A 16,154-nucleotide genomic window follows, 5' to 3' on the forward strand; every position below is an offset into this window, starting at 1 on the left:
GAACCATGGAAGCGCCGATCCATCCTTTTGCCGAGCTGTTCAAACAACTGGGCCTGCCTGATGATGCCGTGAGCATCGATCAGTTCATTGCCAGCCACTCGCCACTGAAGAACGACATCAAGTTGGTGGACGCGCCGTTCTGGACCGCCTCCCAGCGCGACTTCCTCAAGGACAGCATCATTGAGGATGCTGATTGGGCGGTGCCGTTCGATCAACTCAACGAAGCGTTGCGCCGCCCCCGAAAATAAAGCGCCGAGCGGCACCTGACGAGTGAGTGGCCGTTGCTATGCTCAGGAAAACAATAAGGGGATAGCGCGATGAAAGATCCCTACGCACCAGGTTTCTGGTGTTCCGTGACGATCCTGGGCACCCTGACGGCCAGTTACTTCTATGGCATCAGGCAAACGCAACAGATGAACCAGGCGGTGCATTTCCTGTATGCCGCTGCCGCGGTGACTGTGGCGGTTGCCTTGGTGGCGCTGACCTGGATCGCCTGGCAGCAGTTGCACCTGAACAAACGCGAAGTGATCCAGGGGCGAACGCTGCTGACCATCTGGAACACCAAGGTCGCGTTGCGCCGTGTCGAAACAGTATTCGACCGCTATTTCTGGGGCAGCTACTGGCATTCGGGGCGAACTTTCGAAGAGGTCATGGGTGAGCTCAAGGGTACGCCGCTGGAGCAGAGCCTGGATGCACTGAAGCGTCAGTGCCGCTTGCTCGACCGGGAAATTCACGATCACCACCACCACTGGCTGGCCAATGCCCGTGACTTGTCCAGCGTGGCCCAGGCCATGGCCCGTGAGCGCTACCAGCTGGACCTGGGCGAACCGACCAGCAGTGGCCATGGCAATACCGCCGTGCTCAACCGTGACCTGGAAGTACTGGTGTACACCTGGTCGGCGCGCCTGCGCAGCTTCGACCATCAGTTGGACGAGCTGGAGCGCGCCTACCATTGAGGCGCTTCATTCGCCTCGGATGTACTGCTCCATTTGCTGGATCAGGCGGGCCTGTTCGGCGATGGTTTCCTTGACCAAGTCGCCAATCGACAACAGGCCGAGTAGCTTGCCGTTGTCGACCACTGGCAGGTGGCGCAGGTGACGGTCGGTCATCAGGTTCATGCAGAAATCGAGCTTCTGCTTGGGTTCTACGGTCACCACCGGCGCACTCATGATTTCGCGTACCGGGGTGGCGGCCGAAGAGCGGCCCTTGAGGACCAGTTTGCGCGCATAGTCCCGTTCACTGACGATACCCACCACCTGGTTGCCCTCGACCACGGGCAGCGCACCGACGTTTTTCTCCGCCAGCATTTTCAGGGCGTCGAGCACCGAGTCATCCGGGCCAATGGTGTACACGGTCTGGTGCTGGGACTTGGTCTTGAGGATTTGTTCGACGGTCTTCATACGGGCCTCTGCGGGTGAAAAAAGCGCTGTCTCGGAGTAACTAAAGCATCCGGCACGGCGCTCTGCACGGCAATGCAGGAAACGGCATGGAGTCGATTGAAAAACGTCATGGGTGTTCGCCTGTGCCGGCCTCTTCGCGGCTAAAGCCGCTCCCACAGGTACCGCGTACCCCTGTAGGAGCGGCTTTAGCCGCGAAGAGGCCGGTGCAGCCCATCAAAGCTTCGGCATTTGCCCGATCCGCGCCACCATCTCGCTCACTACCTGCAGGTCCAGCATGAACTGGTCCACGGTCTTGAACTCGTTGTCGTTGTGCCCGGTGTACTTCACGTCCGGCATGGCCAGGCCGAACTGCACGCCGTTGGGTAGGTCATGCACCGAAGTTGCACCCGCAGAGGTGCCGAACTCATGCTTCATGCCCAGGTTCTCGGTGGCTACGGCGAGTAGTGCCTTCACCCATTCGCCCTCGGGGTTGCGGTACATCGGCTCGTCCAGGCTGTAGTCGAAGGCCACCGAGGTGTGGTTTTGCTGGGTCCATTTGCCCAGTTTTTCGGCCAGCTCGTCCTTGATCGTGGCAATCGGCTTGCCCTTGGGAATGCGCAGGTTCACCGCCAGCTTCAGGCCTTTTTCATCTACCCCGACAAAGGTCAGCGAGGCGGTCAGCGGGCCCATGAACGGGTCCTTGAAGGCCACACCGAGCTTGTTGCCCAGGTAGTCCAGGCCCCAGTTGTCGGCGGCGTAGCGGGCGGCGTCGGTGAAGTGGTTGTGCTTGAGCGGTACCTGCTTGCCTAGGCCATTGATGAAGTCGAGCATGCGTGCCACCGGGTTGACCCCGGACTCTGGCTCCGAAGAGTGGGCGGAAACGCCGGTCACCGTGAGCAGCACGTTCTTGCCATCGGGCTTGGCGTCGATGCTGAAGTCGCCGCCATGCTGCTTCACGTACTTGGCGCCGGCTTGCTGCAGGTGCTTGGCCAGCCCTGCCGGGTTGTCGGTGACCAGGGTCGCGATCGAGGTGGTGGGGATCTGGTTGGTGGCCAGGCCGCCAGTCAGGTTGACGATTTCTGCGCCTTTGCCGCTGGCCGGGCGCTTGCTGAAGCTGGCCATGATCGTGCCGTAGCCTTTTTCGGCAATTACCACCGGGTAGCCGCCATCGAGGGCCAGGTTGTAGTCGGGCGTGGGGTTGCGCTCGAAGTAATAGGGGATGGCATCACCGCTGGTTTCTTCGGTGGTGTCGATCAGCAGTTTGAACTGCCGGGCCAGCGGCAGGTTTTCGTCTTTTGCCACTTTCAGGGCGTACATCGCCACCACGATGCCGTTCTTGTCGTCTTCGGTACCGCGGCCGTACATGCGGTCGCCGACCAGGGTGACCTTGAACGGGTCCAGGCGGGTGCCGTCGGCCAGCTTCCAGTTGTCAGGGGTGACCGGTACCACGTCGGCGTGGGCATGGATGCCGATCACTTCCTTGCCGCTGCCCAGCGAAATCTCGTACACCCGGTTGTCGATGTTGCGGAAGGCCAGGCCAAAGTTGTCGGCCAGTGCCTTGATCTTGTCCGCGATCTTGAGGAATTCCGGGTTCTCGTGCTGCGGCGTGCCTTCGACGTTGAAGGTGGGGATGGCCACCAGTTCGCGCAGGGTTTCGGTGGCAGCCTTGCCGTACTTGATGCGGGTATACAGGCCAAGCAGGCGGTAGATCTCGTCTTGCTGCTCGGCAGCCAGCGGTTTGCCGGCCAGGTAGGTGTCGAGGGTTGCCTCAAGGTTGTCGGCCTTGGCCTGCTCGCTGCCTTTGAGCTTGCCGAGGAACTGCTTGAAGTCGCTTGGGTCGCTGCCGTCGAAAGCTTTGACGATGGCGGCAGACTGCTGCTGGGTGAGGTTGGCCTGGGCCGGTTGGGTGAACAGGCCGATGCTGGCCAGCAGCAGGGTGGTGGCGGTGATTTTTTTCAGGTGCATGGTTGCGCGCATTCCTTCGCCAATCATTGTTATGGGTTACCCGTTCGGAAAACGGGAAGACGCCCACGCTAACACCAATGACCTGTGGCACGGGAGTGCCAGAAACGCGACATGTCGCACAAACGAAAAAAGCCCCAGGCTCAGGCCCAGGGCTTTTTGATATGGCGCACTCGGCGGGATTCGAACCCACGACCCCTGCCTTCGGAGGGCAGTACTCTATCCAGCTGAGCTACGAGTGCAACGCGCAGGCATCATACCCATCTGTGCCGGTGGCGTCCATCGCCTTGATCTGTAGCCTTTTTTACCTGCCAGCCACGCTGGCACGCCAGTTGGCCGTCCAGGTGCTATCGGCGCAAAGCACTTCGCTGTTGTCATGCGCGCTTAATCACCGCCTCCCCACATTGAGGAGGCCAGCGATGGCTATCGACATTGAACACTACGAACAAGGCCTGGCTGCGTTAACGGAGGCCAGGCAGCTGATGGCCATGTTCAGGCGTCAACTAGAGGCGTTCCCTGACGTGCACGGCGCAGCACGCGATGCTGCCGGGCAGTACCTGTTACAGCACACAGCCGAGGCACTGAACCCGGACCGCGTCTTTTGGCGGCAGTTCAGCGTTCAGTCGTACCGGAAAACAGACGGTCGGGGGTGGGGCCAGTATCGCTTCGTCAAAAGGACGATGACCTTTACCGACCTCTGGGTTCGCCGTTTCCCACACGATGTTATCCACACGCCACAGCTGAATGACTTCGTTCAGGACGACGAGCGGCCAATCGCATTGGCCCCGGCGAAGGTCGATGCAGACCTGTGGGCGCTGGATTTTGCCAGCGTCATGCATGATCAGGCCCGACAGTACTGGCTTGCTCACAGCGACAACTTGCTGCAACTGCTGAAGATTCGCTTCACCGCACATGTCGAGCAGGCACTGAAAGACAGCAAGATCACGCCAGGTGACCGCGATTGGTTACGCACAACGGTCGCTGAGGCCACGCTCGCCTTTAGCTGCTTCACACCAAAAGGTGCTGCAAAGGTATTGGCGCTGCACGGCCCCGACGGGCGAGTGGTCGTCTATCGGCCGAACAGCACACCCCATGTACAGGCCTATGCCAACGCGCAGGCGCTGGCTCACCTGGCATTGGGCGAAGCGAGCAGCGAAGGCCGGGACCTGTTTGCCGAACAGCGAGAGTGGGTGAAGGCCGAGGTCGAGGCCAGTCTGGCCGTGCTGGTCAGCAATGGCGACCTGCGTGAGCAGTTGTGGCGTGACAGGCTTGATATAGCCTTGCAGCTGGTCGCTCTGCCGGCGCTGTTCAGCGGGCCGGCGATGCTGCTGATGTTACTGCTGACCGTGGCGCAGTTGGGGCTGGATACCTACGACTACTTCACTGCACGCTCTGCGGCGCAGAAAACCCAGGCACTGCAGGCTGCATTCGGCGATGTGCTGATACTGGCATTTGCAGTGATTTTCGAGACCGTTGGCCGCAAAGCACTGACCACTGCGTTACGCCCACATGAGGCACTGCCGGTGCAGGGTTGGGTAGCCGCTGAAGACGCCGATGAAGAATGGCAGTCGCTCGCCAGTCACAGTCCGGCTCCCGGAGCCCTGCAGGCTGACGGCCTGCTCGCAGGTGTTCGTCTGGCCGATGACGGTGCGCTGTGGATCGAGTTGCAGGGCAAGGCGGTACGCGTACGTTACAACACCGAGATCCAGCATCTGGTGCTTACCCATGAATCGGCACCCTTCGGGCTGGTGCCACAAATGCCGGTGCGTTTGGGTGAGGATGGCGCCTGGCAGCTGCTTGCCCCCGGAGGTAAGCGCGCGGCTCTGGCTACCCGGTTCTGGGATGTCTATCTCACGCCAGGGGACGCCTTGGCACGAGAGCTGTCGCAGGGCGTCGAGCAGGAACAGAGCGAACTGCTGGCCCAGGCTCATGTGCCGAGCATGGAAGATACTGCGCGGGTCGCCAAGGACGAGTACGGCTACCACTGCGTGGTTGAAGATGGCGTGCGCCACTACAGCTTTCGCCAGGGCGGGGATCTGCACAACGACCTGGTCATGGAGTACACCCGCGAGCAATCGGAGCTCAACAGCTGGCTGCGCCATGGCATGGGGGGTGTGCGCAGCACCTCACATGGCGAATTGGTGCATGTGACCGAGCACCTGCTCGACTCGCTCCAGCGCCTGCCGAAAAGCAATGCTACTTACTTGTGGCGTGCCGGCAGCGCAGCGCGGGGTACCGGTGGTGCGTTGTACCGGACGCAGCAGCTCATGGCCGGTGATGTGCTGGTCGGGGCGGATTTTACCTCGTTCACCGAAAGCCCCTATGTGGTCCGGGACTTTTTGCTACCACACGCCGACAGCCTGTTCGATGACGATGCCATCGTCTATGAACTGACACTGGGCAAGCAGACGGCGGGTGTGCCAATAGCTCCGTTGTCATTGAATCCGCTGGAAGCCGAAGTGCTGTTTGCGCCGGGTAACTTCTTCCGTGTGGAGTCGATAGACCATATCACTGGCGAAACCTATCGTTTCACTCGCGTGCGCTTGTGCGAATACCTTCCCAGCGGCAGCGAGATGCTGCTGGAAATGCGCACCGGCAAACCCTTCGATCTGCGCGCTTATGGCGCCCGCGTGGCGAATGCGGAGTTGGTCGAACGGATTTTTCCGGCACCCTGGTGGCATTGAACATCAAAGCGCAATCAGCTCTGGGCGCAGCCCTTCAACCCGGCGTGCCGGCGCTGGCAGGTAACCGCCATCGCCGGTGATCTGGTGCAGTACCTTCTCGCGCAGGCCGTGCAGGGCCACACCAGTGCGCAAGCGTGGGTGCGGCAGGTCGATCTCTACCACCGACTTGATCCGCCCAGGGCGCGGCTCCAGCACCACGACCCGGTCGGCCAGGTAGGTGGCTTCTTCGGCGTCATGGGTGACCAGCAGGGTGGTGATGCCGGCACGTTCGCGAATGGCCAGCAGCTCGTCCTGCAGCTGCTGGCGGGTTAGCGCATCCAGTGCACCGAACGGCTCATCGAGCAGCAGGATGCGTGGGCTGGCCACAAGGCCACGGGCGATTGCCACGCGCTGCGCCATACCGCCAGACAGCTGGTGCGGGTAGGCTGATTCGAAGCCGACCAGCCCCACCAGTTGCACGAACTCATGCACCCTCCGGGCGCGCTCGCCCTGAGTGAGCGGTTCGTTGACCAGGCCAAGGGCAATGTTCTGTTCCACGCTCAACCAAGGGAACAGCCGGTGCTCCTGGAACACGATACCGCGCTCGCCACCGATACCACTGACCGCATGGCCGTCGACACGGATGCTGCCGCTGTAGTCGGTATCCAGCCCCACCAGCAGGCGCAACAGGGTGGACTTGCCACAACCAGAGGCACCGACAATGGCGATGAACTCGCCCTCGTTGATCGACAGGTTGAAATTGCGGATGGCTTCAAAGGGGTGCCCGTCGACGCTGAACACTTTACTCACCCCTTCGAAACTGACCAGGGGCGGGGTGGCGTCGGGCTGGTTGGCCGCGTGCAGGTGCGAGGTGTTGAAGGCGTTCATGCGGTTCTCCAGCGCGTGGCGCGCGATTCGAGGCGTTCTCCAAGGGTGCCGAGCAGGGCGCCAACCAGGCCGATCAAGAGCATGGCGGCCATCACCTGGTCCATGCGGAACAGTTGCTGGGCGCCGATCATCAGGCTGGCAATGCCACCGTCCGAAGGCATGAAGTATTCGGCGCCGATGGTGCCCAGCCAGGCGTAGATCAGTGACAGGCGCAGGCCGGCGAAAATCGCCGGGGCCGCGCCGGGCAGCACCAGCAGGCGCAGGCGTTGCCACAGGTTAAGGCGCAGGGTGCGGGCCGCTTCGCCCAGTTGCGGCGAGAGGCTGGCGATACCGCGTTGGGTGGCGATCAGCAGCGGGAAGAACGCGGCCAGGCCGACGAATACCTGCTTGGCCCCTTCACCCAGGCCGAACCAGGCAGTGAGCAGCGGCACCCAGGCGAACAGCGCTACCTGGCGCAAGGCCGTCAGGCTCGGCCCGAACAGGCGTTCGGCATTGCTCGACAGCCCCAGCAACAAACCGGCCAGCAGGCCTGCGCCACCCCCCAGCAGCAGGCCAGCCAGGGTGCGCTGCAGGCTAAGCAGCAAGGCCTGCGGCAGCGAACCATCAGCCAGGCCGACCAGCAGGGTGCGCAGCACCTCAAGTGGCGAGGTCAGGATGCTCGGGTCAACCCAGGCAAAGCTGCTGCTGGCCTGCCACAACGCCAGTAGCGCCAGAGGCAGCAGCAAACTCTGCCAGCCGCGCGGCACGGGGCCTCGCTGCTGCTCGCCGGTGGCCGGTTGCGGCCAGTACAGCAAACGCTTTTCCAGGGTAGAGAAGCTGCGTTCCAGCAGCGCGCCGACCATGCCGATCACCAGGATGCACAGCAGCACCAGGTCGAGCATGAACAATTGCCGTCCCCACACCATCAGGTAGCCGATCCCTTCACTGGAGGCCAGCAGCTCGACTGCCAGCAGTGAGGTCCAGCCGGTGGCCAGGGCCAGGCGCACGCCGGTGAGAAACGCCGGCAGGGCAGCCGGCAGCAACAGGCGCAGGAACAGCAGGTGGCGAGGCAGTCGTAGCGCCACAGCGGCCTCACGCAGCTTGGGCTGGGCATCACGTACACCGACCAGCGTGTGCAAGGTGACGGGGACCACCACGGCTTTCACCAGCACCACCAGCTTGAGCAACTCGCCAATGCCGAAGAACAGCATGAACAATGGAATCCAGGCCAGGGTAGGAATCTGTGCCAGCGCCACGAAGGTTGGCAGCACCAGCGTCTGTGCCCGCCGCGAAGCCCCCAGCCAAACCCCCAGCAACAACCCGCTAGTAATGCCCGCCGCCAGCCCCCAGAACAACCGCTGCAAGCTTATCCACAGGTGCCCCCACAGCTCGCCGGAGCCAAACTCCAGCGCGCTCTGCCACACCAGCGCTGGCGCCGGCAGGATCTGCTCGCTCATCCAGTGCTGCCGGCTGGCCACTACCCACAGCAGCGCAATCGCCACAGGCATCACCCAAGGCAGCCAGCGGCCGCGCCCTTTCTTGTGGGAGCGGCCTTGCGTCGCGATAGGGCCGCGCAGCGGCCCCCGAAGCCACCCCCCACCTCTGCTCAGAACTCCATTCATCGGCCATCTCTCGAAGCGTTGTTAGTTTATTCACTTATGGAATTAAAAATTTCAACAAGCGACTTTCAAGAGATAAGAGCATGCACCCCATGCATACGGAAGCCCCCCGTCGTTGCGTTTTCCTCATATTTCACATGCGTTTTCCGCAAGCCCCCCGCAGGCCCGCATGCCGTCTGATTTATGCCTTCCAGTTACTAAAAAATGAAGTTTTGATCTTTGTAGGTTCTAACCAGACCTGCCTAGCTTCTGGCCAAAGCGCCGGCCATCGCCGGTGGCAGCCTGCCAAGGAGCCTTGCCATGAAAACCCCATTGCGCCACCTGATCACCGCCCTTGGGCTGGCCTTCACCCTCAGCGCCCACGCAGCTGAACCTGCCAAGCCAGAAAGCATTCGTATCGCCGTGCCCGACCTTAGCGCTGGCAGCAAGCCCAGTGCCGGCGGCGTGGTCGACGTACTGCGAGACCAGCAGTTGCTGGAGAAGGAATTTGCCAAGGACGGCATCCGCATCGACTGGCACTTCTTCAAGGGCGCCGGGCCGGTGGTGAACGAAGCGTTGGCCAATGGCCAAGCCGACTTCGCCTACCTCGGCGACCTGGCGGCCATCGTCGGCAAGGCCAATGGCCTCGACACCCGCGTGCTGTCGGCAGGCATCCGTGGGGTGAAGAGCTACCTGGGCGTGGTGCCCGGCTCCGGCATCAAGACCCTGCACGACCTCAAGGGCAAGCGTGTGGCGGTGTTCCGCGGCACCGCCAACCAGCTGTCGTTCGCCAGCGCCCTGGCCAGCCAAGGGCTGAGCGAGCGCGAGCTGAAAGTGATCAACCTCGACTTCAACGCCGCGAACGCTGCGCTGGCCGCCAAGCAGATCGACGCCACCTGGGGCTTGTCCAACCTGTTGTCGCTGCGTGAGCGCGGGCTGGTCGAGCTGCCGGTCAATTCGCGTGACCTGGCAGGCGCCGGCAGCACCCAGGCAGTACTGCTGGGCACCGGTGATTTCATCCGCAAATACCCCGAGCTGGTGCAGCGCCTGGTCAACGCCCAGGAACAAGCGAGCGCCTGGCTGCGCGACGAACACAACCGCGAGGCCTATATCGACCTGGTGGCCAGCAATGCCAACTGGCCGCGCAGCATCCTCAGCGATGACCTGGCCAAGGAAGACCTTGCCCACTACTTCGACCCACGCCTGGACGCCGATTTCGTCGGCCAGTTGCAGCAGGGCGTCGACCTGGCCGCCAAGGAGCGCCTGATCCGCCGTGGCTTCCAGGTAGCCGACTGGATCGAACCTCGCTTTCTCGATGCCGCGCTGAAACAGGAACAGGCCGTGCAGGCCGCCCGCTGAATTCGCAATAAACCCGACAATCACCTCAAGGACCACGACCATGAGCAATGCCGCCCTGGCCACCGCGCCACAAGCCCTCGAACTCGACATTCACCCGGTTGCCGGCCGTATCGGCGCCGAGATTCGTGGGGTGCAACTGTCTGCCGATCTTGATGCTGCCACCCTCGACGCCATTCAGGCCGCGCTGGTGAAGCACAAGGTGATCTTCTTCCGTGGCCAAACCCATCTCGATGACCAAGGCCAGGAAGCTTTCGCCAAGTTGCTTGGCGAGCCGATCGCCCACCCCACCGTGCCAGTGGTGGATGGCACCACCTACCTGCTGCAGCTCGATGGTGCCGAAGGCCAGCGGGCCAACTCCTGGCACACCGACGTGACCTTCGTCGACGCCTACCCCAAGGCCTCGATCCTGCGCAGCGTGGTGGCGCCGGTCTCCGGCGGCGATACCGTGTGGGCCAACACGGCGGCGGCCTATCAGGAGTTGCCTGAGCCGCTGCGCGAACTGGCCGACAAGCTGTGGGCGGTGCACAGCAACGAGTACGACTACGCCAGTATCAAGCCCGACGTGGACCCGGCCAAGCTGGAGCGTTATCGCAAGGTGTTCACCTCCACCGTGTATGAGACCGAGCACCCGGTGGTGCGCGTGCACCCGATCAGTGGCGAGCGGGTGCTGCAGCTGGGGCATTTCGTGAAGCGCATCAAAGGCTATTCGCTGGCCGATTCGCAGCACCTGTTCGCGGTGTTGCAGGGGCATGTAACGCGGCTGGAGAACACCGTGCGCTGGCGCTGGCAGGCGGGGGACGTGGCGATCTGGGATAACCGCGCGACACAGCATTACGCGGTGGATGATTACGGCACCCAGCCACGGGTGGTGCGGCGGGTTACCTTGGCGGGTGAGGTGCCGGTCGGGGTGGATGGGCAGTTGAGCCGGACTACCCGTAAAGGCTGATATCCCCGGGGCCGCTTCGCAGCCCTTTCCGACCGGTCCGGCGCCTCGGCAAGGCCGTTCCCACAGAGGTACGCGATCTCCTGTGGGAGCGGCCTTGTGTCGCGATTCGGGGGCGAAGCCCCCGCCGGCTACACCTCGGTATCACAGGCAATCAGTTGCCTGACCAACCCCTGAGCCAACGGCGACAAGCCATACCCCACCCGGCTCACCACCCCATAACGGGTATAGAACGCCTCTTCCTGCTCCGCCGTCAGATCGGCCAACTGCAAGGCCACCAATCCCCCATCTCGCTGATACGGCCGCAAATTGGCATTGCAGGCAATGCCGATGGTGTCCGAGTTCATCACCACATTCAGCAGCGCATAACCATGCTCGCACTCCACCGACGGCAGAAAATCCTGCCGCCCGCTGAGGTCGCTGAGGATCTTGCGGATGTTCGGTGGGCGCAACGTGGTGGCCAGCGGGTAGTCGAACAGCTCACGCGCCTGCACGGTCTCCCGCTCGGTCAGCGGGTGCCCGGCGCGGCAGCAGAAATGCCAGCGCTGCGGCGTCAGCTTGTGCACCTGGTAGTCCGGGTCGGACTCGAACTGGCGGGTGTCGGCGACGAAGAACTCGATCTCTTCGGCAACCAGCTTGCGGTTCAGTACCTGCCAGTTATCCACCTGAAAACAGGTGCGCGCCGCCGGGTACTCGGCGACGAAGCGCGCTACTGCCCGTGGCACCAGGCCGCCAGCTGGCGCCGGGCCGGAGCCGAAGCGCACCACGCCGGTGGTGGCGCCGTTGAACTGGTGAATCTCGTTGACCAGCTTGTGAGCCCCATGCACCAGCCGCCGCGAATGCTCCAGCACCAGCAAACCCTGGCGGGTTGGCGCCAACTCCTTGCTGGCGCGGTCCACCAGGCGGCAGCCGACGTTGTGCTCCAGCGTCTGGATGCTGCGGCTGAAAGCCGATTGCGACAGGTTCACCGCCGCCGCAGCAGCGACGAAACTGCGGTGTTCGACAAGGGCAATGTAGTGGCGCAGCTGGCGGAGATCGATATGCATTTTCTACATTAAAACCTTCGGTCAAATGCAATTGCTGACAAGGGTGAGTCCCCTTATAAAGGGAGTCACTTATTCCACAAAATATGAATTACAAATATTTATATCTCTTAAAAGAATATAAGCCCGACTGACTGCGATTCGGTTCCGCCAACGGAAATGCTCGCCAGGGCCCATGCCTCAAGGAGCATTTGCATGTCCGGACTTTCCCGATGGCCTGCGCGCGCGTCGCGTTTCACCTTGCAACCCTTTGCCGCTGGCGTGCTGCTGGCGGCGTCCTCAGGCAGCTTCGCCGAAGAGCCGGTCAGCGCCGCTACTCCTGCGGTGGAGCAGGAAGCCAAGCTCGGCACCGTCACGGTCAACGCCCGCCGCCGCGAAGAAACCGCGCAAAGCGTGCCCACGCCGATCAGCGTGCTGGACAGCGAAACCCTGGAAACCCAGCGCATCTACCGCGTGCAGGATTTGCAACAGCTGGTGCCCAGCACCAACGTCGCCTATGTGCATGCCCGCCAGTCGAGCATCTCGATCCGCGGCCTGGGCAACAACCCGGCCAGCGATGGCCTGGAGGGCAGCGTCGGCATCTACCTGGACAACGTCTACCTTGGCCGCCCCGGCATGGCGGTATTCGACCTGCTGGACGTGGAGCAGCTGGAAGTGCTGCGTGGCCCGCAAGGCACGCTGTTCGGCAAGAACACCACCGCTGGCGTGCTCAACATCACCACACGCAAGCCCACCTTCCACCGCGAGGGCAGCATTCAGCAGTCGGTTGGTGAAGACGGCTACCTGCAGACCCAGGGCAGCTTCTCCGGGCCGATCAGCGAAACCCTGGCCGGGCGCATCAGTGCCTACCGCACCGAAGACGACGGCTATGTGAAGAACATTCACAACGGCGATGACCTCAACGGCGGCAAGCGCCAGGGTTTTCGTACCCAGCTGCTGTTCAAGCCCAGCGAAACCTTCAACCTGCGCTGGATCGGCGAATACAACGAAGAAGACTCCAACAACGGCATCCTCAGCCTGTACAGCACCGGGCCGACCATCAATGGCGTCAACCGCTACGAAAGCCTGGCCGCCCAGGCCGGCGCGACGCTGGTGTCGGGCAAGGACCGCAAGGTCAATTTCGATGCCGACCAGCAGGTGACGGTGTTCCAGGGCGGCACGTCGGTGGAGGCCAACTGGACCCTGCCCAACGACTTTACCCTGACCTCGATCACCGCCTACCGCTGGTGGGACTTCACCCCGCGCAACGACGATGGCCTGAACGTGCCGGTGTTCTACAGCGCCGGGGTGTCGGTGCGCGACAAGCAGTACTCGCAGGAAATCCGCCTGGCTTCGCCCACCGGTGGAGCCTTTGACTATGTGCTGGGTGCGTACTACTTCAAGCAGGACCTGGACAACAAATCCTTCACTTTCTACGGGCCGCAGGCGGACATCTGGAACCTCACCCCGGCCGGTGCCCTGGCCAACGTCGACACCATCGGCAACGGCCACATCGATACCGACAGCTATGCGCTGTTCGCCCAGGGCACCTGGCACATCACCGACCGCCTGGACTTCACCGCCGGCCTGCGCGGCACTTATGAAGAGAAAAGCGCCTGGGTGACCCGCGATGCGCCAACAGGCGGCGCGGCGGTGACCGGGGCCGCTGCTGCGGCGCGCCAGGGCAGGGTGGGCGCCTACGATTCGGGCGACCTCAACCAGTACAGCTTCAGCCCCTCGGGCCTGCTGGGTTTGAGCTACCGCTTCAACGAGCAGTTGCTGGGCTATGCCACCCTGACCCATGGCGAGAAGTCCGGTGGTATCAACCTCACTGTCGGCGCCGCGCCGCGGCTGGGTACCGACTCGCTGCTGGTCGGCACCGAGCGGGTCAACAATGCCGAACTGGGTTTGAAAAGCACCTTGCTCGACGGCCGCCTGCAGCTGAATACCAACTTGTTCTGGGCCGAAGTGCATGGCTACCAGGCCAACGTCTACGACCAGATCAACCGCGTGCAGTACCTGGCCAACGCCGGCAGCGTGCGCTCGCGCGGCCTGGAGTTCGAAGCCACGGCGCTGCCGGTTCGCGGCCTCACGGTCAACTTCAACGGCTCGTGGAACGACGTGCGCTACACCGAGTACAAGGACGCTCCATGCCCGCCGGAGGTGAGCCTGGCCAATGCCACCGCCACCTGCGACTTGTCTGGCCACCAGGTGGTCGGCGCCTCCAAATACATCGCCAACCTCAACACCCAGTACAAGTGGCAGGCCACTGAGCATGTCGAGCCCTACGTCACCGCCAGCTATGCCTTCCGCTCGAAGGCAGTGGGCACCATCGACGATTCCGATTTCGGCCAGATCCCCAGCTACGCGCTGGTCAACCTTTCCGCTGGTGTACGCCTGGACCAGGGCGACGGCGTGGTCGACCTGTCGCTGTGGGTGAAAAACGCCGGCGACAAAACCTACTTCACCAGCCTGTGGAACTCCGCCAACGGTGGCTATGCCGGCGTACTCGGCACCCCGCGCACCTTCGGCGCCACCGCCCGTTACGACTTCTGAGCACAAGGAGCTTTGCCATGAATGCCAAGACCGAAACCCCTACATTGCCTGAAGGCGCCTGCCTGACCGCCAAGGTCCCCGAGCACGAAGAAGCACTGCTCGGCGACGTGGTAGTCAACCCGTACCGCCTGGCGCCGCTCACCGCCATCATCCGCGATGGCGGCCGCACCCTGAGTGCCGCGCACGTGCGCGTGCTGGGGCGTGGCGAGCGCGGCGTGGACATCGCCTATGAGGTGTCCGACCGCTCGTTGTGGACCTATGGCGGCATCCCGGTATTCGGCCTGTACCCGGATCACGTCAACCAGGTGCAAGTGACCTACAAGCTCGGCGGCGAGCGCGTTCGCGAGCAATACCAGATCTACGCCCCGGCCGTGCGCCTGCCCGTGGTGGCGAAGCAGACCGCCGCGCTGCCGGAAGTGGAGCCGATCAAGGTGGCGCCTGGCTTTGAACAGCGCCTGTACCTGTTCAACCATCTGCAGGGTGACATCCCGGGCGGGCGTGCCTTCAAGTGGAACGCCCTGGGCGGTGCGGCGGAATGGGACCAGGTGGGCAACAACTGGATTGCCGATAGCAATGGCGACGTGCGCTGGTACCTGGATATCGAGCAGATCCACGACTCCAACCGCCGTGACAGCCTGGGCGGCACCATGGGCTTTCAGCAGACCCGCGACGGCAAGCTGATCTGGGGTCAGGGCCAGACCTACTCCAAGTACGACCTGCTGGGCCGGCGCATCTGGCAGCGCAGCCTGCCGGACAAGTTTGCCGATTTTTCCCATGAAATCCGCGAGACCGCCCATGGCACTTACCTGCTGCGGGTCGGTACCAGCGACTATCGTCGGCCCGACGGCAAGCGCGTGCGCTCGATCCGCGACCATATCATCGAGGTCAACGAGGCTGGGGATGTGCTGGATTTCTGGGACCTCAACCAGATTCTCGACCCGTACCGCGGCGACCTGCTGGAGACTCTGGGCAAGGCGGCGATCCAATTACCGGATGGGGTACAGAAGCAGGATGAGCGACTTGCCAACGAGCTGGCCGAGGGTGACTTGCCCTTTGGTGACACCCCGGGTGTGGGCACCGGGCGCAACTGGGCGCACGTCAATGCCATCGACTACGACGCCGATGACGACAGCATCATCGTTTCAGCACGGCACCAGGGGGTAGTGAAGATTGGTCGCGACAAACAGGTCAGGTGGATTCTCGCCTCGCCCCAGGGCTGGCCTGAGCGTCTGCGTGAGAAGGTGCTGACGCCGGTCGCGAGCGAAGGCTTCGACTGGTCGTGGACCCAGCACACCGCCTGGCTGACCGGCAAAGGCACGCTGACCGTGTTCGATAACGGCTGGGGCCGTGGCTTTGCCCCGACCAAGTTGAACGGCAACTACAGCCGGGCGGTGGAATACCGCATCGACGAGGCCAAAGGTACGGTCGAGCAGGTGTGGGAATACGGCAAGGAGCGCGGCGACGAGTGGTACAGCCCGGTGACTTCGGTGGTGGCTTACCGGCCCGAGACCGACACCCAGTTCATCTACTCGGCTTCGGTGAACTTCCTCACCCCGCAGAAGCTGACCACCACCGTGCTCAACGAGGTGCGGCGCGGGACCCAGGAGGTGCTGGTGGAGCTGAAGGTGCATAGCCGGCAGCCGGGCTCGGTTGGTTACCGGGCGTTGGTGATCGACCTGGCCAAGGCCTTCTGATGCAGCCCTTCCGGGAGGGCCGTCGGTCCTCCCATCACATTTCCTTCAGTTCGTTCGTCTAACCTGTACTGGCCTCTTCGCGGGTAAACCCGCTCCCACAAGGTACTGCGC

At 62.9% G+C, this 16,154-nt stretch carries 12 protein-coding genes and 1 tRNA gene; 7 read left to right on the plus strand and 6 right to left on the minus strand.

Going from position 1 to position 16,154, the window contains the following annotated elements:
• Positions 1 to 5: 5 nt before the first annotated feature.
• Both ABE456_RS16095 and ABE456_RS16100 read left to right on the plus strand, forming a co-directional pair.
• Entirely contained in the window at positions 6 to 248 is a 243-nt protein-coding gene (locus ABE456_RS16095) for a DUF2789 domain-containing protein (RefSeq protein WP_346644797.1), read from the plus strand.
• 69 nt (positions 249 to 317) lie between these two features.
• Positions 318 to 956 carry an NADH:ubiquinone oxidoreductase subunit N gene (locus tag ABE456_RS16100; protein ID WP_346644798.1) on the plus strand — a complete coding sequence of 213 codons (639 nt, stop codon included), beginning with the start codon at positions 318 to 320 and terminating at the stop codon, positions 954 to 956.
• Between the two features lie 6 nt (positions 957 to 962).
• Here the strand turns inward: ABE456_RS16100 and ABE456_RS16105 are convergent, their stop codons facing one another.
• The 3 genes from ABE456_RS16105 to ABE456_RS16115 all read right to left on the minus strand — a co-directional run bounded on the left by ABE456_RS16105 (position 963) and on the right by ABE456_RS16115 (position 3,583).
• Positions 963 to 1,400, minus strand: a complete 438-nt coding sequence (locus ABE456_RS16105; RefSeq protein WP_346644799.1) for a CBS domain-containing protein — start codon at positions 1,398 to 1,400, stop codon at positions 963 to 965.
• A gap of 213 nt (positions 1,401 to 1,613) precedes the next feature.
• Positions 1,614 to 3,344, minus strand: a complete 1,731-nt coding sequence (locus ABE456_RS16110; protein WP_346644800.1) for a dipeptidase — start codon at positions 3,342 to 3,344, stop codon at positions 1,614 to 1,616.
• A 162-nt stretch (positions 3,345 to 3,506) separates the two neighbouring features.
• Positions 3,507 to 3,583, minus strand: a tRNA-Arg gene (locus ABE456_RS16115).
• Between the two features lie 177 nt (positions 3,584 to 3,760).
• On the opposite strand from ABE456_RS16115, the gene ABE456_RS16120 reads away from it, so the two are divergent.
• Positions 3,761 to 6,025, plus strand: coding sequence for a DUF6543 domain-containing protein (locus ABE456_RS16120; protein ID WP_346644801.1), 2,265 nt, complete (start codon positions 3,761 to 3,763; stop codon positions 6,023 to 6,025).
• 3 nt (positions 6,026 to 6,028) lie between these two features.
• Here the strand turns inward: ABE456_RS16120 and ABE456_RS16125 are convergent, their stop codons facing one another.
• Positions 6,029 to 6,892 (minus strand): ABC transporter ATP-binding protein, encoded by an 864-nt coding sequence (locus ABE456_RS16125; RefSeq protein WP_346644802.1) that lies wholly within the window; start codon positions 6,890 to 6,892, stop codon positions 6,029 to 6,031.
• Positions 6,889 to 8,493: an ABC transporter permease gene (locus tag ABE456_RS16130; protein WP_346644803.1), complete on the minus strand. Its 1,605-nt coding sequence runs from the start codon at positions 8,491 to 8,493 to the stop codon at positions 6,889 to 6,891. The genes ABE456_RS16125 and ABE456_RS16130 overlap by 4 nt, the downstream gene beginning before the upstream one ends.
• Before the next feature lie 297 nt (positions 8,494 to 8,790).
• On the opposite strand from ABE456_RS16130, the gene ABE456_RS16135 reads away from it, so the two are divergent.
• Positions 8,791 to 9,828, plus strand: a complete 1,038-nt coding sequence (locus tag ABE456_RS16135) for an ABC transporter substrate-binding protein (RefSeq protein WP_346644804.1) — start codon at positions 8,791 to 8,793, stop codon at positions 9,826 to 9,828.
• A 40-nt stretch (positions 9,829 to 9,868) separates the two neighbouring features.
• Positions 9,869 to 10,774 carry a TauD/TfdA family dioxygenase gene (locus tag ABE456_RS16140; RefSeq protein WP_346644805.1) on the plus strand — a complete coding sequence of 302 codons (906 nt, stop codon included), beginning with the start codon at positions 9,869 to 9,871 and terminating at the stop codon, positions 10,772 to 10,774.
• A 128-nt stretch (positions 10,775 to 10,902) separates the two neighbouring features.
• On the opposite strand, the gene ABE456_RS16145 is transcribed toward ABE456_RS16140, so the two are convergent.
• Positions 10,903 to 11,817 carry a LysR family transcriptional regulator gene (locus ABE456_RS16145; RefSeq protein WP_346644806.1) on the minus strand — a complete coding sequence of 305 codons (915 nt, stop codon included), beginning with the start codon at positions 11,815 to 11,817 and terminating at the stop codon, positions 10,903 to 10,905.
• Positions 11,818 to 12,009: 192 nt separating this feature from the next.
• On the opposite strand from ABE456_RS16145, the gene ABE456_RS16150 reads away from it, so the two are divergent.
• On the plus strand, positions 12,010 to 14,349 hold the full coding sequence (locus ABE456_RS16150) for a TonB-dependent receptor (RefSeq protein ID WP_346644807.1): 2,340 nt from the start codon (positions 12,010 to 12,012) through the stop codon (positions 14,347 to 14,349).
• Positions 14,350 to 14,366: 17 nt separating this feature from the next.
• Complete coding sequence (locus ABE456_RS16155) at positions 14,367 to 16,043, plus strand: aryl-sulfate sulfotransferase (RefSeq protein ID WP_346644808.1); 1,677 nt, start codon at positions 14,367 to 14,369, stop codon at positions 16,041 to 16,043.
• Positions 16,044 to 16,154 lie beyond the last annotated feature (111 nt).

Origin of the sequence: Pseudomonas sp. TWI929, assembly GCF_039673335.1 — a bacterium.
In the GTDB taxonomy this organism is placed as follows: domain Bacteria; phylum Pseudomonadota; class Gammaproteobacteria; order Pseudomonadales; family Pseudomonadaceae; genus Aquipseudomonas.